The sequence below is a fragment of the Hymenobacter baengnokdamensis genome (genome assembly GCF_008728635.1).
Lineage (GTDB): Bacteria > Bacteroidota > Bacteroidia > Cytophagales > Hymenobacteraceae > Hymenobacter > Hymenobacter baengnokdamensis.
On sequence record NZ_CP044285.1, the window covers coordinates 1,005,752 to 1,025,336 of the forward strand.

Here is a 19,585-nt window from a genome sequence, read left to right on the forward strand (position 1 = left end):
CGATGCCATACTCTTTCCTATTCGCTTATGAGAAACCTCCTTGCGCTAGCATTAGCTAGCCTACTGACTACCACGTCCGTCGCGCAGTCTGCCTCCCCAACAGCTGGTAGCCTGGCTACCAACCAAGTGCAGGTGGCTACCGGCCAGCTGGCTGGTGCTACGCTGCCCAGCGGCATCCATCGCTTTAGTGGGGTACCCTACGCCGCGCCGCCGGTAGGGCCGCTGCGCTGGCAGGCTCCGCAGCCCTCACAGCCGTGGCAAGACGTGCGGACGGCCACGCAGTTTGGCCCGCGCGCAATGCAACTGCCGCTGTTTGGCGACATGAATTTCCGCTCGAATGGTGTGAGCGAAGATTGCCTGTATCTGAACGTGTGGACGGGTGCGCAGTCTGGCAAGGAGCGGCGGCCGGTGCTGGTGTACTTCTACGGCGGCGGCTTCGTGGCCGGCGATGGCTCGGAACCGCGCTACGACGGCGAAGCCCTGGCCCGGCGGGGCATCGTAACCGTGACAGTTAATTACCGGCTCGGCGTGTTCGGCTTTATGGCTCACCCCGAGCTAACCAAAGAATCGCCGCATCACGCTTCGGGCAACTACGGCCTGCTCGACCAGGCCGCCGCTATCCAGTGGGTGAAGAACAACATCGCCGCCTTTGGCGGTGACCCGCAGCGTATTACCATCGGGGGCGAGTCGGCCGGCTCGTTCTCGGTAAGCGCCCAAATGGCTTCGCCGCTGGCTAAGAAGCTGCTGGTGGGGGCCATCGGCGAAAGCGGCTCGCTGCTGGGCCTGCAGCCGCTGCCTACCCTGACGCAGGCCGAGCAAACCGGAGTAGCCTTCGCTAGTAGCCTGGGCGCTGGCTCGCTGGCGGCCTTGCGTGCGCTGCCGGCCCAGCAGCTTTTGGAGGCCAGTGGTAAAGAGGGTGCGCCGCACTTTTCTGCTATTGTGGATGGGTACTTCCTGCCCCGGCCCCCAACGGAGATTTACGCCAGTGGCGCTCAGGCCGACGTGCCCCTGCTGGTGGGCTGGAACTCGCAGGAAATGGGATATCAGGCGCTGCTTGGGGCCGCCGCGCCCAACCTGGAAAGCTATCGTGCTGCCGTGCAGAAGCTGTATGGCGCGCAAGCCGGGGCCATCCTGAAGCTTTACCCCGCTACCACCGACGTGCAGGTTGAGCAAGCGGCTACCGACCTGGCCAGCGACCGCTTCATTGCCTACAGCACCTGGAAGTGGGCCGACCTGCACGCCCAAACCGGCGACCAGCCCGTGTACCGCTATCTCTTTGCCCGCCCCCGCCCGGCCATGACGCCCGAGATGGGCAACGCTACCGCTGGCCTGGCCGGCGGTGTGGTAAAGGGCACCGGCAACGCCGCCCCCGCGCCGCCGGCCAAGGGCGCCGTGCATTCGGCCGAGATTGAATATGCACTGGGTAACCTGGCTACTAACAAAGTATATGCCTGGACGCCTGACGATTATCTGGTGTCCAAAACCATGCAGGCTTACTTTGCCAACTTTATCAAAACCGGCAACCCCAACGGGGCAGTCCTGCCCAACTGGCCGGCCGCTGGCAAAGGGGCCGCTGGGCAGCTGCTGCGGCTGGATGTGACAACCAGAGCGGAAAGCGACCAGACCCGCGCCCGGTACCTACTGTTGGAGCAAGTCACGGCGAAGTAGCCCTTAATAGTCGATTGGGCTACTCTGGCCGGAGCGCCCCGGAGCCAATCCGGCTGCTGGAGCGCTCCGGCCAGGTTTTTGGTGGGGAAAGCGGGCCCATTGGCAAGATAAAAGGGCTGGGTGAGGCTTTCGGCTTCATTTTAGCTTTAAGCTGGAGCTATTCGGCAAGTATTTTTGTCTGACATAGACTTAATGACTTCTTCATGATGCGTAAAATTCTGCTTGGTTTGCTGGCCTTGGTCGTGCTGCTGGTGGTGGCGCTGGCCGCCGCGCCCTTCCTCTTTAAAGACAAGCTGCGGGCGCTGGCCCACCAGCAGATAGCGCAGCGCGTGCGAGCGAAGGTGCAGTACAACCCCGACGATATTGGCGTGACACTACTCAGCACGTTTCCCGATTTGGGGCTGGATATCAAGAACCTGCGCGTAATTGGCCTCGACTCTTTTAGCCGCGATACGCTGGCTTACCTGCCGCGCCTGCGGGTGGGCCTCGACCTGATGTCGGTAGTAAAAGGCCAGCAGATTGATATAAAAAGCGTGGCCCTCGACCAGCCCGAGTTTTCGGTGAAGGTGCTGAAAAGCGGGCGGCCCAACTGGGATATCATGATTCCGAACGCCACTGCGGCGGCTAAGGGCCAGGATACCAGCAAGGTAAATCTGGCTATTCGGGGCTGGGAAATTACCAACGGGCGGCTGCGCTACGAAGACCTCAGTATTCCGGTGCGGCTCGATGCGCGGGGTGTCAACCACCAGGGCAAGGGCGATTTTGCCAACAACGTCTTCGACCTGACTTCCAACACCACTATCAGCCAGCTTACGGCCAACTACAATGGTATCGACTACCTGACTAACAAGCAGGTAGCCGCCGCTATCGCCATGAGCATGGACCTGAATAAGAACCTCTACACGTTTAAGGAAAACCAGGTAAAGCTGAATGACTTTCCGTTCAGCTTCGCCGGTGCCATCGGCTTGCCGAATGCTACGGATATCACCTATGATGTGACGTTCAAGGCTTTGCAAACTGATTTCAAGAATATTCTGAGCCTGGTGCCGGGCGTGTACAACGCCCAGTTTAAGAACGTGGAAGCCGGCGGCCAGGTGGCTTTCAACGGCTATTACAAAGGCGTGCAAAACAAGCTGCGAATGCCCGGCTACGGCCTGAACCTAGCCGTGACCAACGGCCGCTTTAAGTACCCTGACCTGCCGCGCGAGGCCAAAAATATCAACGTGGCGATGGTGGTAGACAACCCGTCGGGCTTTACCAACAACGTGAAAGTCAACGTGTCGAAGTTTCACCTCGACCTGGGCAACGACCCGGTTGATGGCAGCGTCGCCATCGATGGCCTCGCCCCCATGAAGGTAGACGGCCACGTAAAAGCCAACGTGAACCTGGCCGAGGCGCTAAAGGTGTACCCGGTGCCCGGCCTCACAATGCGCGGGCAGTTCTTCGTGGATGCGACGGGCAGAGGCATCTATTCAAAAACCCAGATGCCGGTGGTCAACGCGGCCATTAAAATGGCAAATGGCTACGTGAAGTCAGACAAGTTCCCGGCCCCGATTGAAGATATTAACCTCAGCGGTACAGTTGTAAATACTACTGGTCAGATGAACGATACCTACGTAAATCTGCCGCAGTTTCATATGATGCTGGAAGGCGAGCCGCTCGATGGCCGCCTCACGGCTCACAATATAGCCAAACCGGTATTTGATGCGAATGTGAACGGCACGGTGGACCTCACCAAAATCACGAAGATTTTCCCGCTTCAGGGCATGACCGTAACGGGGCGTGTGGCCGGCAACATCGCCGCTGCCGGCAACATGGCCGACGTAGAAGCCGGCCGCTACCAGAATGTGAAAGCCAGCGGCACTGTGAAGGCCAACAATGTGACATACAAGAGCAAAGACCTGCCGCAGGGTGTAGCTGTCAGCAATGCTGCCGCCACGTTCAACAATAATCAGATTGTTATTCAGAGCCTTAACGGCACGGCCGGCAGCTCCGACTTTGCGGCCAACGGCACGGTGAGCAACTACCTGGGCTATCTCTTTACGCCCGGCCAGCCGCTGCGCGGCACGCTAAACGTGACCTCGCACAACTTTAACGTAAATGAGTTTATGGTAGACCCCGTGAGCGAGAAGTCGACGGCCACCGGCAAGGCGGCTCCGGCGAAGGCTACCGGCGTGGTGCCCATTCCGAAATTCTTCGACCTGGTAGTGAACAGCAAGGTCGATAACGTGACCTACGACAACCTGAAGCTGACGAATGCCGCCGGCACGGTAGCGGTAAAGAACGAAGTGGCTACCCTGAAGAATATGACCTTCAACACGTTGGGCGCTGCCTTCGGCACTACGGGCAGTTATAACACGCAAGACCTGGCGCACCCCAAGTTCGACCTGGGGCTGAATATCAAGAATCTGGATTTTCAGAAGGCGTTCGGGGCCTTCAACACTGTAAAGGCCCTGGTGCCGCTGGCCTCGCAGGTGCAAGGGATTTTTGGCACCACGTTCAACGTGAGCGGCGAGATGGGCCAGGATATGCTGCCCAAGCTGGCCACGCTGAGCGGCAAGGGCTTGTTTGACATCGTGAAAGCCAGCGTGTTGCAGTCGCCGGTAATGTCGCAGATTTCCAGTCTCACTACCTTGCCCGAGCTGAAAAACCTGGAGGTGATTAATCGCATCGTGAACGCCGAGATTGTGAATGGCAACTTCGTGGTGAAGCCCTTCGACCTGACGGTAGGCGACGTAAAGATGACGGTGGGCGGCTCCAACAGCCTGGCCGGTATGCTTTCCTACGTTACGGCCATCAATGCCCCCACCGGCAAGCTGGGTAATGCCCTGAATAGCAAGCTCACGCAGCTCACCGGCGTATCGAACATTCAGGGCACCGACCGCGTGACGCTGGGCCTTAACATCGGCGGGACCGTGGCCAGCCCCAGCGTGAAGCTGACCAGCGGTAGCCTCAAAGACCAGGGCAAGGCCATTGTGACGAATGTAGTTAAAACCAAGCTCACCGACGCGCTGCTGAGCCTGGCGACCAAGAACAAGGCCAAAACCGACAGCACCCAGAAGGCCACCGCCACCACCCAGCAAACCTCGCAGGAGCAGCTCCAGCTCGAAATTCAGAAAAAGAAGCTCGAAGCGCAGGAAAAAGCCAAGCAAGCCATCGGCGCGGGCCTGAATAGTCTGTTTGGTGGTCGTAAAAAGGCTGCGGCTCCTGCCGATACAGCAAAAAAATAACCGGAAGAGCGCCCACTCTCGAAGGAGAGCGGATAACTCATTGTATTTTTAATATATATTAAAAATACAATGAGTTATGAAAGCCTTTGTATCAGCGGCAGCAGCTCGTGTTGGGTGGTGCGGGCCGCATCCTGGTCGTACCAGGCATGCACCTGGGTAACAATCTCTTTGAAAGGCGTGTCGCGGGCTTTCAGCTCCTGCATAATGGTTTGCAGGGGAGCCGGGCGCGGGCCCCACACGCCCGCTTCGGTGAGCGAGTCGGCGCGCAGGAAAATGGCAATCGGGATGGCCCGGCCGCCGTTGGTAAGGTAGCGGTCGATGAGGTCGGGATGCGAGTCGCGCAAAAAGTACCGCGTTTCGAGGTGGCCGCCGCTGGCCTGGGCTATGGCCTCAAAAACCGGAACCGTCTGGGAGGCGTCGCCGCACCAGCCTTCGGTAATAATTGCCCAGAGGTAGTGTTGCGTAAGCCGGTTTACCGCGGCTTGCAGCTCGGGCAGCACCGCCACGGTTGGCGCCACGCGGTCCATGCGGTCGGCCCCTTCGCGGTAGTGCGGCAGCATTTTAGCCTGCTGCGGGTCGGGGTTTGCCTGAGCCAGCGCTTCGGCAATCTGTTGGCGATAAGCAGGGTAGCTGAGCCCGGTGGCCAGCTGGTCGGCAGTAAGAACGGGAGAGGTGGAAGCAGGCATGTACTTGATAAACCAGAAAAGTAGCGGTAAGTAACTCCAACGAAAAGGCCACCCAAGCGGGTGGCCCTCCGAAGGAACAAGTGGTAGAACCAGCTACCCACTAAAAGGATAGGGCGGTCGTAGAAGCGGTAAGCTGAAAGCAGGCGAAGCGGCGCCCGCTTACAGCTGCGGCTGCACCTGCCCGCTTATCTCGCGGCAGTAAGTAATAAAATCGGAGTTAACTGGCTCCAGGCCGGCTTCGCGCATCTTGGTAGCTACCTGGCCGCGGTGGTAGCTGGCGTGCACTACGCAGTGGGTCAGGATGTCGCTCACCTGGGAGTCGAAGGCATCGCCCTGCGAGTTGGAATACTGGATATGGCGGTTCAGCTCCGTATCGTCGGCAGTTTCACACAGCTGCTGAAAGTGCCGCGAGGTTTGCTCGTGCCAGTAGTGCAGGCCGGCCAGGTCGTGTTCCTGCCACACTTTTAGGGGGCTTTGAGTGCCGCTGAGGCGGGCAATCCAGATAGCCTGGGCATTGATAACGTGGCTGAAAATGCGCAGCGCGGCCTGGGGGGCCTCCTTGCCGGCCGCTACCGAAGAGTCGAGGCGGCGCAGCAGCGTTTCGTTGGCCCACACGTTGAAAGCGCCGAGCTTGGCAATCGTATTAATCATTGGAAGAGAGGAAGATTGAGAGAGGTTGTTCGCAGTGTAGCCGGCTCACCGGGGGTCTTGCCACACCAGCTGCTCGTTGGCTTTGCGCTTGTCGAAGTTGGCACACTTGCCATCGCCTTTACCCGTGATGCCGCCTTCGGGGTGACATAGTATCTGGCCTTTTACATCATAAACGGTCGAGTACTGGTCGCAGCAGGGGGCCGACTCATAGTAAACGGTTTGGCCTTCATACTCATAGCGCGTGATGCGGATAATCGGATTGCGCTTGCGCGTGGCCAGGATGCTTTCAATGCGCTGCCGCAGCCACAGCGGCCGGGCCGTGCTGTCGAGGCGCATGTCACGGGCCGCTACGGGGTCGGTGGTGTTGGTGCTGGTGGGCGCCGGCGTATCGGGCTCACTCACAAAGCCTTCGGAGGGCGGCGTAGTGGGCGTATTCACGACTACGTCTGATTGGCATGCGCTCAGTAGCAAGGCCAGCGCGGTAAAAGGGATAAGCAAACGGCGCATAGCGAAAATGGGTAAAAAGCTAACGTAAAATCCTGTGTCCTTACGCCAATGGCTTCGAATAGTTAGCGCGACAGCAGAAGCCAGATTTTAGGTCCGAACAGCAGCGCGCCCACCACCAGCGCGCCCAGCGCGGCCAGCAGCACGGCGCCCGCCGCCACATCTTTGGCCTTCCCCGCCAGCGGGTGGTAGTCGGGCGATACCAGGTTGGTGAGGGTTTCGATAGCGGTATTAAACAGCTCGGCTGCCCACACGCCGGCCACCGCCAGCGCTACCAGCGCCCATTCGCTTAGCCGCAGCCGAAAATATAGCCCCAGCCCGAGCACAACGGCCGTTGCCACGGCATGAAACTGCAGGTGTAGCTCGGAGCGCAGGGCCGCGCCAATCCCCCGCAGGGCATGGCCAAAGCTGGCCGCGCGGCGGCGCAGCAGGCCGGGTGGGGGTGCAGGGCTAGCCACGGGCGTCGAACTCGGCAAAAACGCTGTGGCGCAGCTGGTTCCACTCGGGCCGGAGGATGCTGAAAATCTTGGTGTCGCGCCGGAAGTTGCCCTGCGTGAGGCGGTGGCTGCGCAGCGTGCCTTCCTCGGTGGCGCCCATGCGCCGCATGGCCTGCTGCGATTTCAGGTTGCGGCTGTCGGTTTCCAGCTCCACGCGCTCGCAGCCCAGCTGGTCGAAAGCATGGCACAGCAGCAGGTGCTTCGCGGCCCGGTTGAGGCCGGTGCGCTGAAAATCAGTGCCTACCCAGGTGTAGCCAATGCTTAGCTTCTGATTGTCGGGGTCGAGGTTGTAGTAGCTGGTGCTGCCCGCCAGCCGCCCCGTGGCCCGGTCGATTATCACAAACGGGTAGCGCAGCCCGGCCTGCCGCGCCTGGCCTGCCGCCGTAATGTAGGCCGCCAGACTTACGGTGTCGTCGGCGCGGCTGAGCGTGTACTCCCACAGCTCAGGCGTAAACGCCACCGCCTTCAGCTCTTCAAAGTCTGTGGCTTCGAGTGGGCGCAGCCGGGCGCGGCTATTTTCCAGCACGAGGGTTTGTTCGAAATCGAAAGGCACGGCAGTAAAGTAGAGAAAGAAGCGTAAAAACGAAACGAAAATAGCGGTAGCTGGCTAACCAGTCTGCCCCCAGTCTAGCGGCTCGCCGCGCAATGCTCGGCCACGTAGCGCTGGTAGTTGGCGTAGGCAGGCTCGCGCACCAGGCTTTTTAACGCCTGCACGTGCGGGTCGGCTATATCGGCCGACTGGCTGCGCAGCCGCATAAAATACAGCCCCGTTTGCAAGGGCTTGCAGTCGCCTGCGTCAGCTAGCTCGCGCGTTTTCAGCAGCGAGTAATCAAACGCAGCCCGCTCGCTGGCTTCCGGGGTGCGGCTGGCCGGCGCCACCGTGCGGAAGTAGTGTAAATGCCCGATTTCGTGGTACAGCACTACCACCAGCCGGTTGTCGTCGAAGCCGGGCTGGGAGTGTTGCAGGTAGCGCAGGTCGAGGCGCACGGCCCCGTTGGGAAAAGCCATTGCCGGGGTGGCCAGCGGCAGTGCCGAGCGCACTACCACAAACCGCCGCAGCAACGTATCGTGCTGCTGGACAGCTCGCAAGGTCTGGTAAAATTTCGGAAACCGCTGGGCTGCCCCCGCCAGGGCGGTCCGGGCCGTAGCCGAATCGACGGGCACCGCCTGGGCCAGCTGCGCCCGGCCAGGCAGCGGGGCGGCGGCTATAAAGAGGCTGAAAAACAGGTGGCAGCGCATGATTAGCTAATCAACAAAATAAAGAACGTCCTGCTGAGCCTGTCGAAGCCTCTCTCCCGAACGACCCTGGCGGCGCGGGAGAGAGGTTTCGACAGGCTCAGCAGGACGTTCTTCTTCAGAGAAAGTTGTCCGATGAGCAGGCTAGCCCACGTTAATCTCGCCCACCATGTCCTCGGGCTTCAGCCACTGGTCAAACTCTTCGGCCGTGACGTAGCCGAGCTTAATGGCGGTTTCCCGCAGTGTCGAGTTGTTTTTGTGGGCCGTCTGGGCAATTTCGGCGGCTTTGTAGTAGCCGATGTGCGGGTTGAGGGCCGTCACGAGCATCAGGCTGCTATCGACATGCTTCTTGATATTGGGCAAAATGGGCTCGATACCCACCGCGCACTTATCTGTAAACGACGAGCACGCATCGCCGATAAGCCGGGCTGAGTGCAGGAAGTTATATATCATCATGGGCTTGAACACGTTGAGCTCAAAGTGACCCATCGAGCCACCTACCGTGATGGCCACGTCATTGCCCATTACCTGGGCGGCGACCATCGTCAGGGCCTCGCACTGCGTAGGGTTAACCTTGCCGGGCATGATGCTGGAGCCGGGTTCGTTGTCGGGAATCGAGATTTCACCAATGCCCGCGCGGGGGCCGCTGCTGAGCATCCGAATGTCGTTGGCAATTTTCAGCAGGCTCACGGCCACAGTCTTAAGCGCACCGTGGGCTTCCACAATGGCGTCGTGCGCGGCCAGGGCCTCAAACTTGTTTTCGGCCGTGACGAAGGGCAGGCCCGTCAGCTCGGCAATGTGCCGGGCCACGTTCTCGGAGTAGCCAGCAGGTGTGTTGATGCCCGTGCCTACGGCCGTGCCGCCCAGGGCCAGCTCGCTGAGGTGCGGCAGGGTATTCTTAATGGCGCGCAGGCCATGGTCGAGCTGCGAAACGTAGCCCGAAAACTCCTGGCCCAAGGTCAGCGGCGTGGCATCCATGAAGTGGGTCCGGCCGATTTTAACGACGTGCATAAACTGCTCCGACTTGGCTTTGAGCGCGTCGCGCAGTTCCTCAATGCCTGGTATTGTATTCTCAGCCAGTATCTTGTAGGCCGCGATGTGCATGGCCGTCGGGAAGGTGTCGTTAGAGCTTTGCGACTTATTAACGTCGTCGTTGGGAGCCAGAAACTTCTTGGCATCGGCCAGGTGGCCGCCGTGCAGCACGTGGCCGCGGTAGGCAATCACCTCGTTCACGTTCATATTGCTCTGGGTGCCCGAGCCGGTTTGCCACACCACCAGCGGAAACTGCTTATCTAGCTGACCAGCCAGGATTTCATCGCATACCCGGCCAATAAGCTGGGCCTTATCGGTGGGCAATATGCCGGCTTCCTCGTTGGTAAGGGCCGCCGCTTTTTTGAGATAGGCAAACGCGCGGATAATCTCCTTGGGCATCTTATTGATGTCCTGCGCAATCGGAAAATTCTCGATGCTACGCTGGGTTTGGGCGCCCCAATAGGCGTCGGCGGGCACTTGCACCTGGCCCATAGTATCTTTTTCGGTGCGGAACTGGGTCATTTGAGCTAGAAAGGGATGGGAAACTACTGCTAACAACGGGGCAAAAGTACGCCGCCCGGCCGGTGCGGGCGGCCATGGCCCGCGCGCAGCCGTAGAGCTATTCCGTCTTACTACCATTGTCAGACTGGTGAGTAGGGACCAGACCCCCAATCAGTAATCAGTTTCTGTATGAACCAGCCCCCTGCCACCTCCGCCCCGCCTACCGAGCCGCCAGTACCTACCGAAGGCAATGGTGTTCCGGACTATAGCCACCTCGAAATCCACACCGAGCCAGACCTGCCTGCCCCCGATAAGGCTGGCGGCAGTGCCACCGAGCCCGAAAGCGGCGGTGGCTACAGCGGCTAGCCTTGTTGTAGCGCGAACTTTGTAGTTCGCGCTACAACACTGCCGTTAAGCCGTTAAATGGGGTACTGCCGGGGCTCGTGCTGCACGGTTACCCACTGCACGCGGGTCATCTCGTCCATTACCCATTCGCCGCCAAAGCGACCCAGGCCCGACTCGCGCTCGCCGCCAAACGGGGCGTTGGGCTCATCGTTGACACTCTGGTCGTTGACGTGAATCATGCCGGTTTCTACCTGGCGGGCCAGCTGCACGCCGCGGTCTACGTTGCGGGTGTGCAGCGCCCCACTCAGGCCAAAGTCCAGCTCATTAGCCAGCTTCAGCATTTCTTGGTCGTCTTTAAAGGGAATGAGCACGGCCACCGGGCCAAAGATTTCGTTGCGTGCGATAGGCATATCGTTGCGCACGCCGCTCATTACGGTTGGGTGCAGCACCGCGCCTTCGGCCTGGCCGCCGCACTCAATTTTGGCACCCTGGGCTACGCTTTCCGCCATATCCTTCTGAATGCGCTGCACCTGCTTGTCATCGATGAGCGGGCCGATGTCAGTAGCCTGGTCGCGCGGGTCGCCTACTTTCAGCGCCTTCGTGCGGGCCACCAGCTTGTCGCGAAATTCGTCGTATACCGCCTCGTGCACCAGAAAGCGGTTCACGGCCATGCAAATCTGGCCTTGGTGCATAAACTTGCCCATCATGGCAGCGGCTACGGCCAAGTCGATATCCGCATCTTCGAGCACGATAAAAACGTTGTTGCCGCCCAGTTCCAGCGCTACTTTCTTCAGGCTTTCGCCAGCCAGCTTGACAATGCCTTTGCCCACCGGCGTCGAGCCGGTAAAGGAAATAAGCTTCGGAATAGGATGCGTTACGAAGGCATCGCCGATGGTCGACGACTTGCCGATGACCACGTTGAACACACCTTTGGGCAGGCCGGCTTCCTCAAATAGCTTGGCCAGCAGGGTGCCGCCCGTAGCCGGGGTTTGCGAAGCGGGCTTCACCACAATAGCGTTGCCGCAGCCCAGCGCCGGCGCAATGGAGCGCATCGACAAATGCACCGGAAAATTCCAGGGGCTGATAATGCCAATGACCCCCAGGGGCTTGCGGTACACGCGGCTTTCCTTGCCGGGCGTACTGGAAGGCAGAATAAACCCGTGCAGCCGGCTTGGGAAGGACGAAGCTTCGAGAATTACCTCGCGGGCCAGCATCACCTCAATCTCGCCTTTGGCGTGGGCGCCGCCGGCTTCCTGCGCTATCCAGTGAGCAAACTCGTCTTTGCGCTGAAGCAAAATGTCGGCGGCTTTCAGCAGAACATCGCGGCGCTCCTGAGGTAGCAGCGCCGCCCACGCCACGCCGGCGCGCCGGGCGGCCTCATAGGCTTCGTTCAGCTCATTGAGGCCCGCACATTTGATGTCGAGCAGCACGGAGTTGTCGTAGGGGTTTATATCCTGAATAACGTCCTGCTCCTGGCCGTCGCGCCAGACGCCATCGATAAATTGCTTGTTCAGCTCTTGATAAGGTTGCATAAGTTGTGGAAAAGAAGAGGTGAGGATGGACAGCTGAGGGCCGCGCCAGTTAACTAAAATGGTGGGAGGTAAATCAGATTAAATAGGCTTTTGTTTATAAATCGAAAGGCTAACGCAGCCCGAAGCGCAGAGAGTTTGCAGCTTAAAGGGCGACTTGTTCAGCTATAAAGCAAGAATTTCTGCGGGCTGGCGGCCCGGCTTTTCGGCCGTTCTCCTAAATGCGTGCTAGCTTGGCGCACCGTTCATTTTCAGGCGGCTGCTTTTTACTCATGATGCTTTCTGCTACTTTACGCTGGGCCTGCGGAGCGCTGTGCGCTACCGCTTTACTTACCGCCTGCCAATCTGGCCCCGCCGGCAGCCCGGCCACTACCTCAACCGGCGTCGCCTATTTCCCGGCTCCCGAAGCGGGCGTGAAAACGGGTGGCATCCAGGTTATTCCCATAACCACACCCAAGGGTAAGTTCAACGTCTGGACCAAGCGCTTCGGCAACAACCCGAAAATCAAGGTGCTGCTGCTCAACGGCGGGCCGGGCGCCACGCACGAGTATTTCGAGTGCATGGAAAGCTTTCTGCCGCAGCAGAATATAGAGTTTATCTACTATGACCAGCTCGGCTGCGGCAACTCCGACAACCCCCACGATACCTCCATGTGGAGCCTGCCGCGCTACGTAGAGGAAGTAGAGCAGGTACGCCAGGCTCTGAATCTCAATAAGGATAACTTCTACCTGCTGGGGCATTCGTGGGGTGGCATCCTGGCCGCCGAGTACGCATTCAAGTACCAGCAAAATCTCAAAGGTCTCATTATTAGCAATATGATGATGAGCTGCCCGGCCTACGGCAAATATGCCGAAGACGTGCTGGCCAAGCAGATGAAGCCCGAGGTGCTGGCCGAAATCCGGCAAATCGAAGCCAAAAAAGATTTCGACAACCCGCGCTACATGGGCCTGCTGGAGCCCAATTTCTACGCCCAGCACCTGTGCCGTATCGTGCCTAACCCCGAGCCCATCACCCGCTCAATGGGCAAGCTCAACAAGTCGCTCTACGTGACCATGCAGGGCCCCAGCGAGTTCGGCGTAGCCGGCAAGCTTGTCAATTGGGACCGTACCAAGGACCTGCCCAAGCTGACGGTGCCCGTACTCAGCATCGGTGGCAAGTACGATACCATGGACCCGGCCCACATGGCCTGGATTGCTACCCAGGTCAAAAATGGCAACTCGCTCATATGCCCCCAGGGCAGCCACATGAGCATGTACGACGACCAGCAGACCTACATGAAAGGCTTCATTACCTTCCTCAAGTCGGTAGATGATGGCTCATTTAAGCCCGGCACCAAGCTATAAAAAGTAATGTAAAAAGCCGGGGTAATGCTTCATCCTGTTCTGGAAGCCGGAACAGAAAGTGAGCGTTACCACGGCTTTTTAGTGCTGTTAAAAAGGAACTGTTACCTCCACTACCTGGGCGGCCCGCCGGCCGCTGCTAATGCCGGGTATCCAGGCCGGGCCTTCGCACACCAGGCGCTGGGCTTCGGCGTCGTAGTCGGCGCGCAGGCCATGTAGCACACTGACTTGCTGTATTTTGCCATCAGCGCCGATGGTCAGGCTCAGCTTTACCGTACCGGTTAGTTTGGGTTCGGGCGTTTCCGGCTGAAAGCTGGCGGCATCGTGCCGCAGCTTTTCGCGCAGGGCCGGGTAGCCACCGGCCGGCACCGGCAGTACCCTGGGGCCGGCTGGCATAGCTGCGTCGTGTACCAGTGCCGGTTCGGAGGCGGGGTTAGCTTTGGCGACTGCCAGGCGGCGGGTATGCATAGCGAGCGTAGCGGTATCCGCGGGTGCCACGGCCAAAGCCGGTGCTTGCGTAGGCGCGGCGGCTACAGCCTCGCTTGCCAGGGGCTGGCTTTCAGCGGGTTGGCGCCGAGCAAGAACATCTTCTTTTTTATATATTCCTGCCCGGTGCCTGCCTTGTGCGGCTGGATGCCTGGCAGCAGGTACAGCGACTACTGCTGTCGCCACTGTGGAGCTAATTGGCTCAGCCGGGGGTACCCCGGTCGCAACAGTTGGTGCGACGCGTGCTGCCGGCGCAGGAGTTGTCGCAACCGGGCCGTTCCGTTCCGTAACCGGTTGGCCCGGCGTGAGGTAGCGCTGCTGCCAGGTCCACCAGCCGCCGGCCACCAGGCCCAGCAGCAGAGTAGCCGCTGCTGCCAGCTGCGGAGCCAGCCACCGGTGCTGCCGCGACCCCAGCTGCTGCCGGGCCGGGGCTGCCTGCTGTAGCACGCGCTTGCGCAGGCGCTGCTGCAGCTGCTGCAGCGCCTGGTCGGTGGTGGCAGGCGGCGTTTGCAGCAGGCCGTCGAGGATATCGGCACAGCGCTGGCAGGCCAGGGTGTGCGCTTCGACCCGGTGCTGCGCGGCCGGGGCCAGCGAACCCGCCGCGTACTGCCGCAGTAATGCCACTGGCAGGTGGGCACCGGCCGGAGCAGTAGCGTTGAGCAGCGGGTTGGTAGGCAGCATTTTTAGTGTAAGTAAAAGTTAAAAAGCAGGAAGTGGGGGTCAGGAGGTAATGCTTTCGTTGTCGCTACTCAGGCGCAGCTTTTTTTTCCAGCTCGCGCCTGAGCATACGGCGGCCGTTCTGAAGGTGGCTTTTGACGAGGTTGAGAGCCAGCCCAGTCGCGGCCCCAATTTCCTGATACGATTTTTCTTCCAAATAAAACAGCTCCAGGCAGCGGCGCTGTTCGGCAGGTAGCTGGCTCAGGGCCAGCTCCAGGGCCTGCAGGTCGGCTTCGTGCAGGGTGGCTTCTTCGGCCTCGGCCTCGGCACTGGGTAGATGCCGGGCGGCGGCCATTTCCACATCGGTGGCATCGGGCAACAGCAGCAGGGGGCCGCCGCTGGCCGTGCCGCGCTGCCGGGCGCGCAGCTCCATTAGGCAAAAATTGCGGGCCGTGGCGTAGAGCCAGGCCGGAAAGTTGTCGGGGCTATGCGTGCGCAGCTTCCCGACCAGCTGCTCAAATAGCTGCATGGCCGCATCCTGGGCATCTTCGTCGGGCGGGGCCAGGTAGCGGCGGCACACCGCAAATACTTCGGGCAGGTGGCGCTCGTACAAAATACCCAGCTCGGCTACGTTGCCGCCCTGGCGGTAGCGAGCCAGCACTTCCTGGTCGGAAAGTGCGGTAGCAGAAACAACGGTGGCACGGCGGCGAAACAACACGCTGGCAAAGTACGCCTGCCGCGCCCGACCGGCGTTCAGAGAATAACCCAGGCCTCGCGGGCAGGCCGTAGGCGCAGTGGGCTGGCTCGCGGGCTAGCGGGGTAGGCTTACTTAGCTCGCTGCTGCGCCCGTTTGTGGGTAGTGCCCAGGTTGTTGCCGGCCGCGCTTAGCTGGGCATCCAGCTTGGCGCCGGCTTCTTTCAGCTTAGCTTCCGCTTTAGCCCCGGCAGCATCGAGCTTGTCGCCGGCCTTCTCCAGCTTGGCGTCCAGCTTATCGCCCGCCTTGTCCAGCCTGGCAGCGGCCTGGTCCAGCTTCGCGCTCGCCGCATCGAGCCCGTCGGTAGTCTGGCGGGTAGTAGTGGTGGTCGTGCCGTCATCCTTGGTTGTAGTCTGGCTGTCAGTTGAAGTGCAGGCAGTAGCTGCTAAGCCAATAAGTACCGTCAGCAGGGCTTTTGGGAAAAGGTGCATGGAAAAATTTAAACGGAGTAAATGAGAAATAAGGCGGTTTTTCATCTTGGCCGACTAAAAGTAACCGTGGCCGTTGGGCCATGAACTAACTTTTTTGTAGTGGCTCAAGTATAGCCAGCTAATCTATTCTTTTCCGCACAAATTTCGCTCATGGACTCTACTGCCTCGACCCCGCACACCCCACCCGCTCCCGAAGTTCAGCTGCACGTCAGCGATGAGCAGAATACGGCTTTGCTTACCGACACCCTCAGCCTGCTTGGCCACGGCCTGCCCAATGCCGATGGCGCCACCGGGCTCCGGGAGCTGGAGCGCTGGGAAACTGTGCTGGCGGCAAGCGACCGGCCCGGCCTGGCTAAGATTAAGCAGGAAATCAAGGTGTTACGCGAAGCGCTGAGTGCTTCTGACACCCAGGGCCACGAAATTGCCGAAATCCTGGCCAGCCTCGGCGCCGAAGCTGCCAAGGTAGCCGACGAGTCGGCCAATGGCTATTCGGCGGCGCTGCATAACTTAAGCAAGGTACTTATCAAGGCCAGCAACCTGCTTTCGCGGTAGTAGCGCGGCGGCCCATCCGGCCCCCGATGCAGTGCACGCCGGGTACTCTGCCAGTGGGGCCGGGTAGGCCGTCGTGCGTTCCGGCCGTTGGTGCCCGACCTTTGCGCGCCTAAGCAGATGCGCTATGATTACCCTTTACGACCCTTTTGAGGGAATGCAGTTCGGCCTTGGTCGCTGCTTTCTTACCGGTCAGCCCGTTGGGCCCCACGATACTATCGCGGTATTTCCGGAGTGGCTGCAAGCTGCTTATGACCTGGCCGACCGCCCCATTTACTTGCTCGACCAGAGCCAGACTACCTACGCGGCCCTGCGCCTGCCGCTTGCGCCCGCGCTGCATCCGCGCCTCGCTGCGCTGGAGGCCAGGGTGCAGGCCGCGGCCCAGGCCGGCCCGGCCGCGCTGCGGGCCCTGCCGCCCGCCCAGCTGTGGCAGTGGGTCGGCAAAATATTCTACGGCATCTTTGTCACGGAGCTGCTTCAGCAGCAGGAGCCACTTATCAAGCCCCAGTACCCGCTGGCGGAAAATGCCCAGCTGGTGCAGCGCTTTCGCACGTTTTTTCAGCTGCTGCAAGGGCTGCGCGTTCCTACCGACTACGCCGATTTCGTGCCGGGCTCCGTCTTTGTGCTTGAGGCCGATGCTGCTTACGACGCGCCGGCGTTCGAGTACGACGACGACCTCAATACGCTGGTTTTCAGTGTAAAGATGGGTAATGCGGTGGTCGTGGCTACGCTCATTGATATTGGCCTCATTGGCAAAGCCATGCGCCAGGTAACAGCCGATGCGCAGCGCCCCCTGCATCCGGCCCAGCTGGCGGAGTTTAAGGCCCGGACGTATTACGCGGCCTACCTGCTGGGGGTGGTGCCCGATATTTATCCGCGCCGGCCCACGCCCGCCGATGCGCCCGGTGCCGAGCTGGTGCTCGACGCGCTAATCGACGATGTGACCTCAACTATTTTCAGCCCCTGGGAAAACCTCGCCTACGGCCACACGCTTACCGGGCTCTGGCACCGCTGGGGGCTCACCGAAGAAATTATCCTGCGTAACCCGTTCCAGCCGCTGAGCTTGCTCTACAATGCCGCCGGCGCCCCGCAGTCGGCCGCCGAAGCCGCCGAGCAGCTGGTAGTACTGACCTACAAAAGCTGAAAAATGAGGCATCTGCGGAGGAGGTAACTTTTCTGCAAACCAAACAGCGGCCCCAGCCCGGCCGTATGCTAACCCCGGCCCCACCCATGGAGCCGGGGGTTTGTTTATTAATTTTTTACTATATGAAGAAGAGAATTTCTATGCTCGCCGCTGCGCCGGTTGCGGCGCTGGGCTTGCTGCTGGGCGGCTGCAACTCGGGCGGCACGGCCCACGCCGACCGGCCGCGCGGCACCATTCCCGCCGACTCGACGGCTACCCATGTGCCTGCTTCCGCGCCGGCCGGCTCACCGCTTACTGTTGTGGCCGAATTTACCGACCCGCAGGTGACGGGCGTAGCGGTAGCGCCGGGCGGCAAGGTCTTCGCCATTTCGCCGCGCTGGGATTATAACCCGACGTTTCCGGTGGCGCTGGTTGGGGCCAATAATACGCTCGCGCCTTACCCCGATGCCGGCTGGTGCATGTGGAACGACTCGGTGAAAGCCGAGCCCCAGAAGCACTGGATTTGCCCGCAGGCCGGCTACGTCGATAAGCAGGGTATGCTGTGGATAGTGGACCCCGCCGCGCCCGGCCTCAAGTTTACGGTGCCCGGCGGCCCCAAGCTGGTCAAAACCGACCCCAAAACCGGCCAGGTACTTCAGACTATTCTCTTCCCTGAAAGTGTGGCCCCGCGCCGCTCGTACCTCAACGACGTGCGCATCGACCTGCAAAATAGCTACGCCTACCTCACCGATTCGGGCACGGGCGCGCTGGTAGTGGTCGATTTGAAAACCACAAAGTCGCGGCAGCTGCTGGCTAAGCAGCCTTCCACGCTGCCCGATAAAGGCTTTATTACCAAGGCTAAGGGCAAGGCCCTGTACGACCCGCAGGGTAAGCCCGGCCAGTTTAAGGCCGATGGCATTGCCTTAAGCACCGACAACCAGTATCTCTACTACCGGGCGCTGTCGGGCCACTCGCTCTACCGCATCAAAACGGCGGCTTTGCGCAATGCCGCGCTTAGCGAGGCGCAGCTGTCGGGCCAGGTTGAGAAGCTGGGCGACGCGCCCGCCTGCGATGGCATGGAAATCGACAGCAAGAATAATCTATACCTGACCGGCTTCGAAAACGGGGAGATTTTGCGCCGCACGCCCGCCGGCAAAATTGAAACGGTAGTAAAAGAAGCCCGCCTCGAATGGCCCGATACGTTTAGCTGGGACCCCGACGGCAATACGATGTATTTTACCACGTCGGCTATCCACAAAACGCCGCATTGGAACAAAGGCGTAGGGCAGCCCCGCGAGCCGTTCCGCATCTACAAGATGGCGCTGGCAAAATAGTAATCGGGTTTTCCCTTGAAAATCTGCCCGCGGCGCGAGCTAAGTCTGGCCGGCCTTGTGCTTCCCCCAAGCCTGAGGCCGGCCATTGGCTTGTCGGCAACCCGGTCTGGGGCAGTAGAAGCGGGCATTGCTGCCGGGGGCCGGTAAGCAAGCTGAATTTTAACGTTTTTCGTGAAGATGTCCAGCTTTTCGCGGCGATGCGTCAGGATATCCATACAGTGGCGGTGCCGCCGGTTCATCGTATCGTGAATAGTATATATTCCGTCGAGCTCGGGCGATATGCCCGTCACCTGTACCTTGTCGCCGTATTGAAACTGGCCGCCCCAGCGCGCCAGCAAGTCGTGAGAGAGAGCCATCCAGCGCATTTTGCTGCTGTAGCGGGGCTTAATGCGCGAGTTGTCGGCCGTTATAAACGGCTCGTCGTCAGTCTGGCCCACTTCGGCCTGATACGCGGTGGCCGTTACGGTATACGTGAGTGGCCGGGCCAGGCGAGTCCGCTTTTGGGCGGTTCGGGGCATGAGCAGGCGCTTATGGCCCTCGGTAGTGAGAAAGGTGGCCACCCGGTGCGCCCCGGCACTCGTTTTAATGTGATGATGGGCATGTATCGTCACGGCCGCTAGCAAAACGTTGATTATAATTTTAGCATTATCCATCGAATAGCAATTGATTTTGCCGCCACTTTAGCCGGGCGGGATGAGCATTCTATAAACGCTGCCGATTGGGCAGAAAGGCATTAACGATGAGCCACATGCAATAGTTACAGAAAAATAAATTATCCAATCGGGCTCGCCGTGAGCGTCCGTAGGCGCGGGTCTTTGGCAAAATAATACCACCTTTCCGCCAGCAAAGCCTGAGGGGTTTAAGTAAAAAAGCCTGCCTTTTTAGCAATTTCAAGCGGGCGTATTTAGCAGACAACCCAGCTGCCCGCAGGCCTGAATGCAGGCCGGGTTGACTAAATTGGCCACTTAAGTGGAGGAGTGAGAAGCCCAGTTTGTTTTATCTGCTTGACTGACAAATAAATTTGTGTAGTCG

The 19,585-nt window shown here is 60.0% G+C and carries 19 protein-coding genes; 7 read left to right on the forward strand and 12 right to left on the reverse strand.

The window, feature by feature from the left end; all coding sequences use genetic code 11:
* The first annotated feature begins 27 nt into the window (after window positions 1-27).
* Together F6X24_RS04255 and F6X24_RS04260 are read left to right on the forward strand one after the other, a co-directional pair.
* Complete coding sequence (locus F6X24_RS04255) at window positions 28-1,668, forward strand: carboxylesterase/lipase family protein (protein ID WP_151086780.1); 1,641 nt, start codon at window positions 28-30, stop codon at window positions 1,666-1,668.
* Between the two features lie 203 nt (window positions 1,669-1,871).
* A complete protein-coding gene (locus F6X24_RS04260) occupies window positions 1,872-4,898 on the forward strand; it encodes an AsmA family protein (RefSeq protein WP_229725341.1) in 3,027 nt (1,008 codons plus the stop codon).
* Between the two features lie 74 nt (window positions 4,899-4,972).
* Here F6X24_RS04260 and F6X24_RS04265 read toward each other — a convergent pair whose 3' ends face one another.
* From F6X24_RS04265 to fumC, 7 genes are all read right to left on the reverse strand, one after another.
* Window positions 4,973-5,584: a thioredoxin family protein gene (locus F6X24_RS04265; RefSeq protein WP_151086781.1), complete on the reverse strand. Its 612-nt coding sequence runs from the start codon at window positions 5,582-5,584 to the stop codon at window positions 4,973-4,975.
* Between the two features lie 159 nt (window positions 5,585-5,743).
* A complete protein-coding gene (locus F6X24_RS04270; protein WP_151086782.1) occupies window positions 5,744-6,235 on the reverse strand; it encodes a DinB family protein in 492 nt (163 codons plus the stop codon).
* Between the two features lie 45 nt (window positions 6,236-6,280).
* Window positions 6,281-6,742, reverse strand: a complete 462-nt coding sequence (locus F6X24_RS19070; RefSeq protein ID WP_229725343.1) for a DUF6970 domain-containing protein — start codon at window positions 6,740-6,742, stop codon at window positions 6,281-6,283.
* A gap of 62 nt (window positions 6,743-6,804) precedes the next feature.
* On the reverse strand, window positions 6,805-7,197 hold the full coding sequence (locus F6X24_RS04280; RefSeq protein ID WP_229725345.1) for a diacylglycerol kinase family protein: 393 nt from the start codon (window positions 7,195-7,197) through the stop codon (window positions 6,805-6,807).
* Window positions 7,190-7,789 carry a GNAT family N-acetyltransferase gene (locus F6X24_RS04285; protein WP_191906453.1) on the reverse strand — a complete coding sequence of 200 codons (600 nt, stop codon included), beginning with the start codon at window positions 7,787-7,789 and terminating at the stop codon, window positions 7,190-7,192. Before F6X24_RS04285 ends, F6X24_RS04280 begins: the two co-directional genes overlap by 8 nt.
* Window positions 7,790-7,863: 74 nt before the next feature.
* Window positions 7,864-8,475, reverse strand: a complete 612-nt coding sequence (locus F6X24_RS04290; protein ID WP_151086784.1) for a hypothetical protein — start codon at window positions 8,473-8,475, stop codon at window positions 7,864-7,866.
* Between the two features lie 141 nt (window positions 8,476-8,616).
* Window positions 8,617-10,026 (reverse strand): class II fumarate hydratase, encoded by a 1,410-nt coding sequence (gene fumC, locus F6X24_RS04295; RefSeq protein WP_151086785.1) that lies wholly within the window; start codon window positions 10,024-10,026, stop codon window positions 8,617-8,619.
* Window positions 10,027-10,194: 168 nt separating this feature from the next.
* Between fumC and F6X24_RS18865 the strand changes: the two genes are divergently transcribed.
* Window positions 10,195-10,371, forward strand: coding sequence for a hypothetical protein (locus F6X24_RS18865; RefSeq protein WP_191906454.1), 177 nt, complete (start codon window positions 10,195-10,197; stop codon window positions 10,369-10,371).
* A 53-nt stretch (window positions 10,372-10,424) separates the two neighbouring features.
* Here F6X24_RS18865 and F6X24_RS04300 read toward each other — a convergent pair whose 3' ends face one another.
* Window positions 10,425-11,882, reverse strand: coding sequence for an aldehyde dehydrogenase family protein (locus tag F6X24_RS04300; protein ID WP_151086786.1), 1,458 nt, complete (start codon window positions 11,880-11,882; stop codon window positions 10,425-10,427).
* A 272-nt stretch (window positions 11,883-12,154) separates the two neighbouring features.
* On the opposite strand from F6X24_RS04300, the gene F6X24_RS04305 reads away from it, so the two are divergent.
* Window positions 12,155-13,222 (forward strand): proline iminopeptidase-family hydrolase, encoded by a 1,068-nt coding sequence (locus tag F6X24_RS04305; protein ID WP_151089513.1) that lies wholly within the window; start codon window positions 12,155-12,157, stop codon window positions 13,220-13,222.
* A gap of 87 nt (window positions 13,223-13,309) precedes the next feature.
* Here the strand turns inward: F6X24_RS04305 and F6X24_RS04310 are convergent, their stop codons facing one another.
* From F6X24_RS04310 to F6X24_RS04320, 3 genes are all read right to left on the reverse strand, one after another.
* The gene (locus F6X24_RS04310) at window positions 13,310-14,386 is read right to left on the reverse strand and encodes an energy transducer TonB (RefSeq protein WP_151086787.1); all 1,077 of its coding nucleotides are present in this window, start codon (window positions 14,384-14,386) and stop codon (window positions 13,310-13,312) included.
* A gap of 64 nt (window positions 14,387-14,450) precedes the next feature.
* The gene (locus F6X24_RS04315; protein ID WP_191906455.1) at window positions 14,451-15,080 is read right to left on the reverse strand and encodes an RNA polymerase sigma factor; all 630 of its coding nucleotides are present in this window, start codon (window positions 15,078-15,080) and stop codon (window positions 14,451-14,453) included.
* 107 nt (window positions 15,081-15,187) lie between these two features.
* Window positions 15,188-15,547, reverse strand: coding sequence for a hypothetical protein (locus F6X24_RS04320; RefSeq protein WP_151086789.1), 360 nt, complete (start codon window positions 15,545-15,547; stop codon window positions 15,188-15,190).
* A gap of 150 nt (window positions 15,548-15,697) precedes the next feature.
* Here F6X24_RS04320 and F6X24_RS04325 point away from each other — a divergent pair, with 150 nt between their 5' ends.
* The 3 genes from F6X24_RS04325 (at window position 15,698) to F6X24_RS04335 (ending at window position 18,553) form a co-directional block, all read left to right on the forward strand.
* Entirely contained in the window at window positions 15,698-16,099 is a 402-nt protein-coding gene (locus F6X24_RS04325; protein WP_151086790.1) for a hypothetical protein, read from the forward strand.
* 124 nt (window positions 16,100-16,223) lie between these two features.
* Window positions 16,224-17,240 carry a hypothetical protein gene (locus tag F6X24_RS04330; RefSeq protein WP_151086791.1) on the forward strand — a complete coding sequence of 339 codons (1,017 nt, stop codon included), beginning with the start codon at window positions 16,224-16,226 and terminating at the stop codon, window positions 17,238-17,240.
* Between the two features lie 122 nt (window positions 17,241-17,362).
* Window positions 17,363-18,553 carry an L-dopachrome tautomerase-related protein gene (locus F6X24_RS04335; RefSeq protein ID WP_191906456.1) on the forward strand — a complete coding sequence of 397 codons (1,191 nt, stop codon included), beginning with the start codon at window positions 17,363-17,365 and terminating at the stop codon, window positions 18,551-18,553.
* On the opposite strand, the gene F6X24_RS04340 is transcribed toward F6X24_RS04335, so the two are convergent.
* The gene (locus tag F6X24_RS04340; protein WP_151086793.1) at window positions 18,529-19,206 is read right to left on the reverse strand and encodes an RlpA-like double-psi beta-barrel domain-containing protein; all 678 of its coding nucleotides are present in this window, start codon (window positions 19,204-19,206) and stop codon (window positions 18,529-18,531) included. The genes F6X24_RS04335 and F6X24_RS04340 overlap by 25 nt on opposite strands.
* Window positions 19,207-19,585 lie beyond the last annotated feature (379 nt).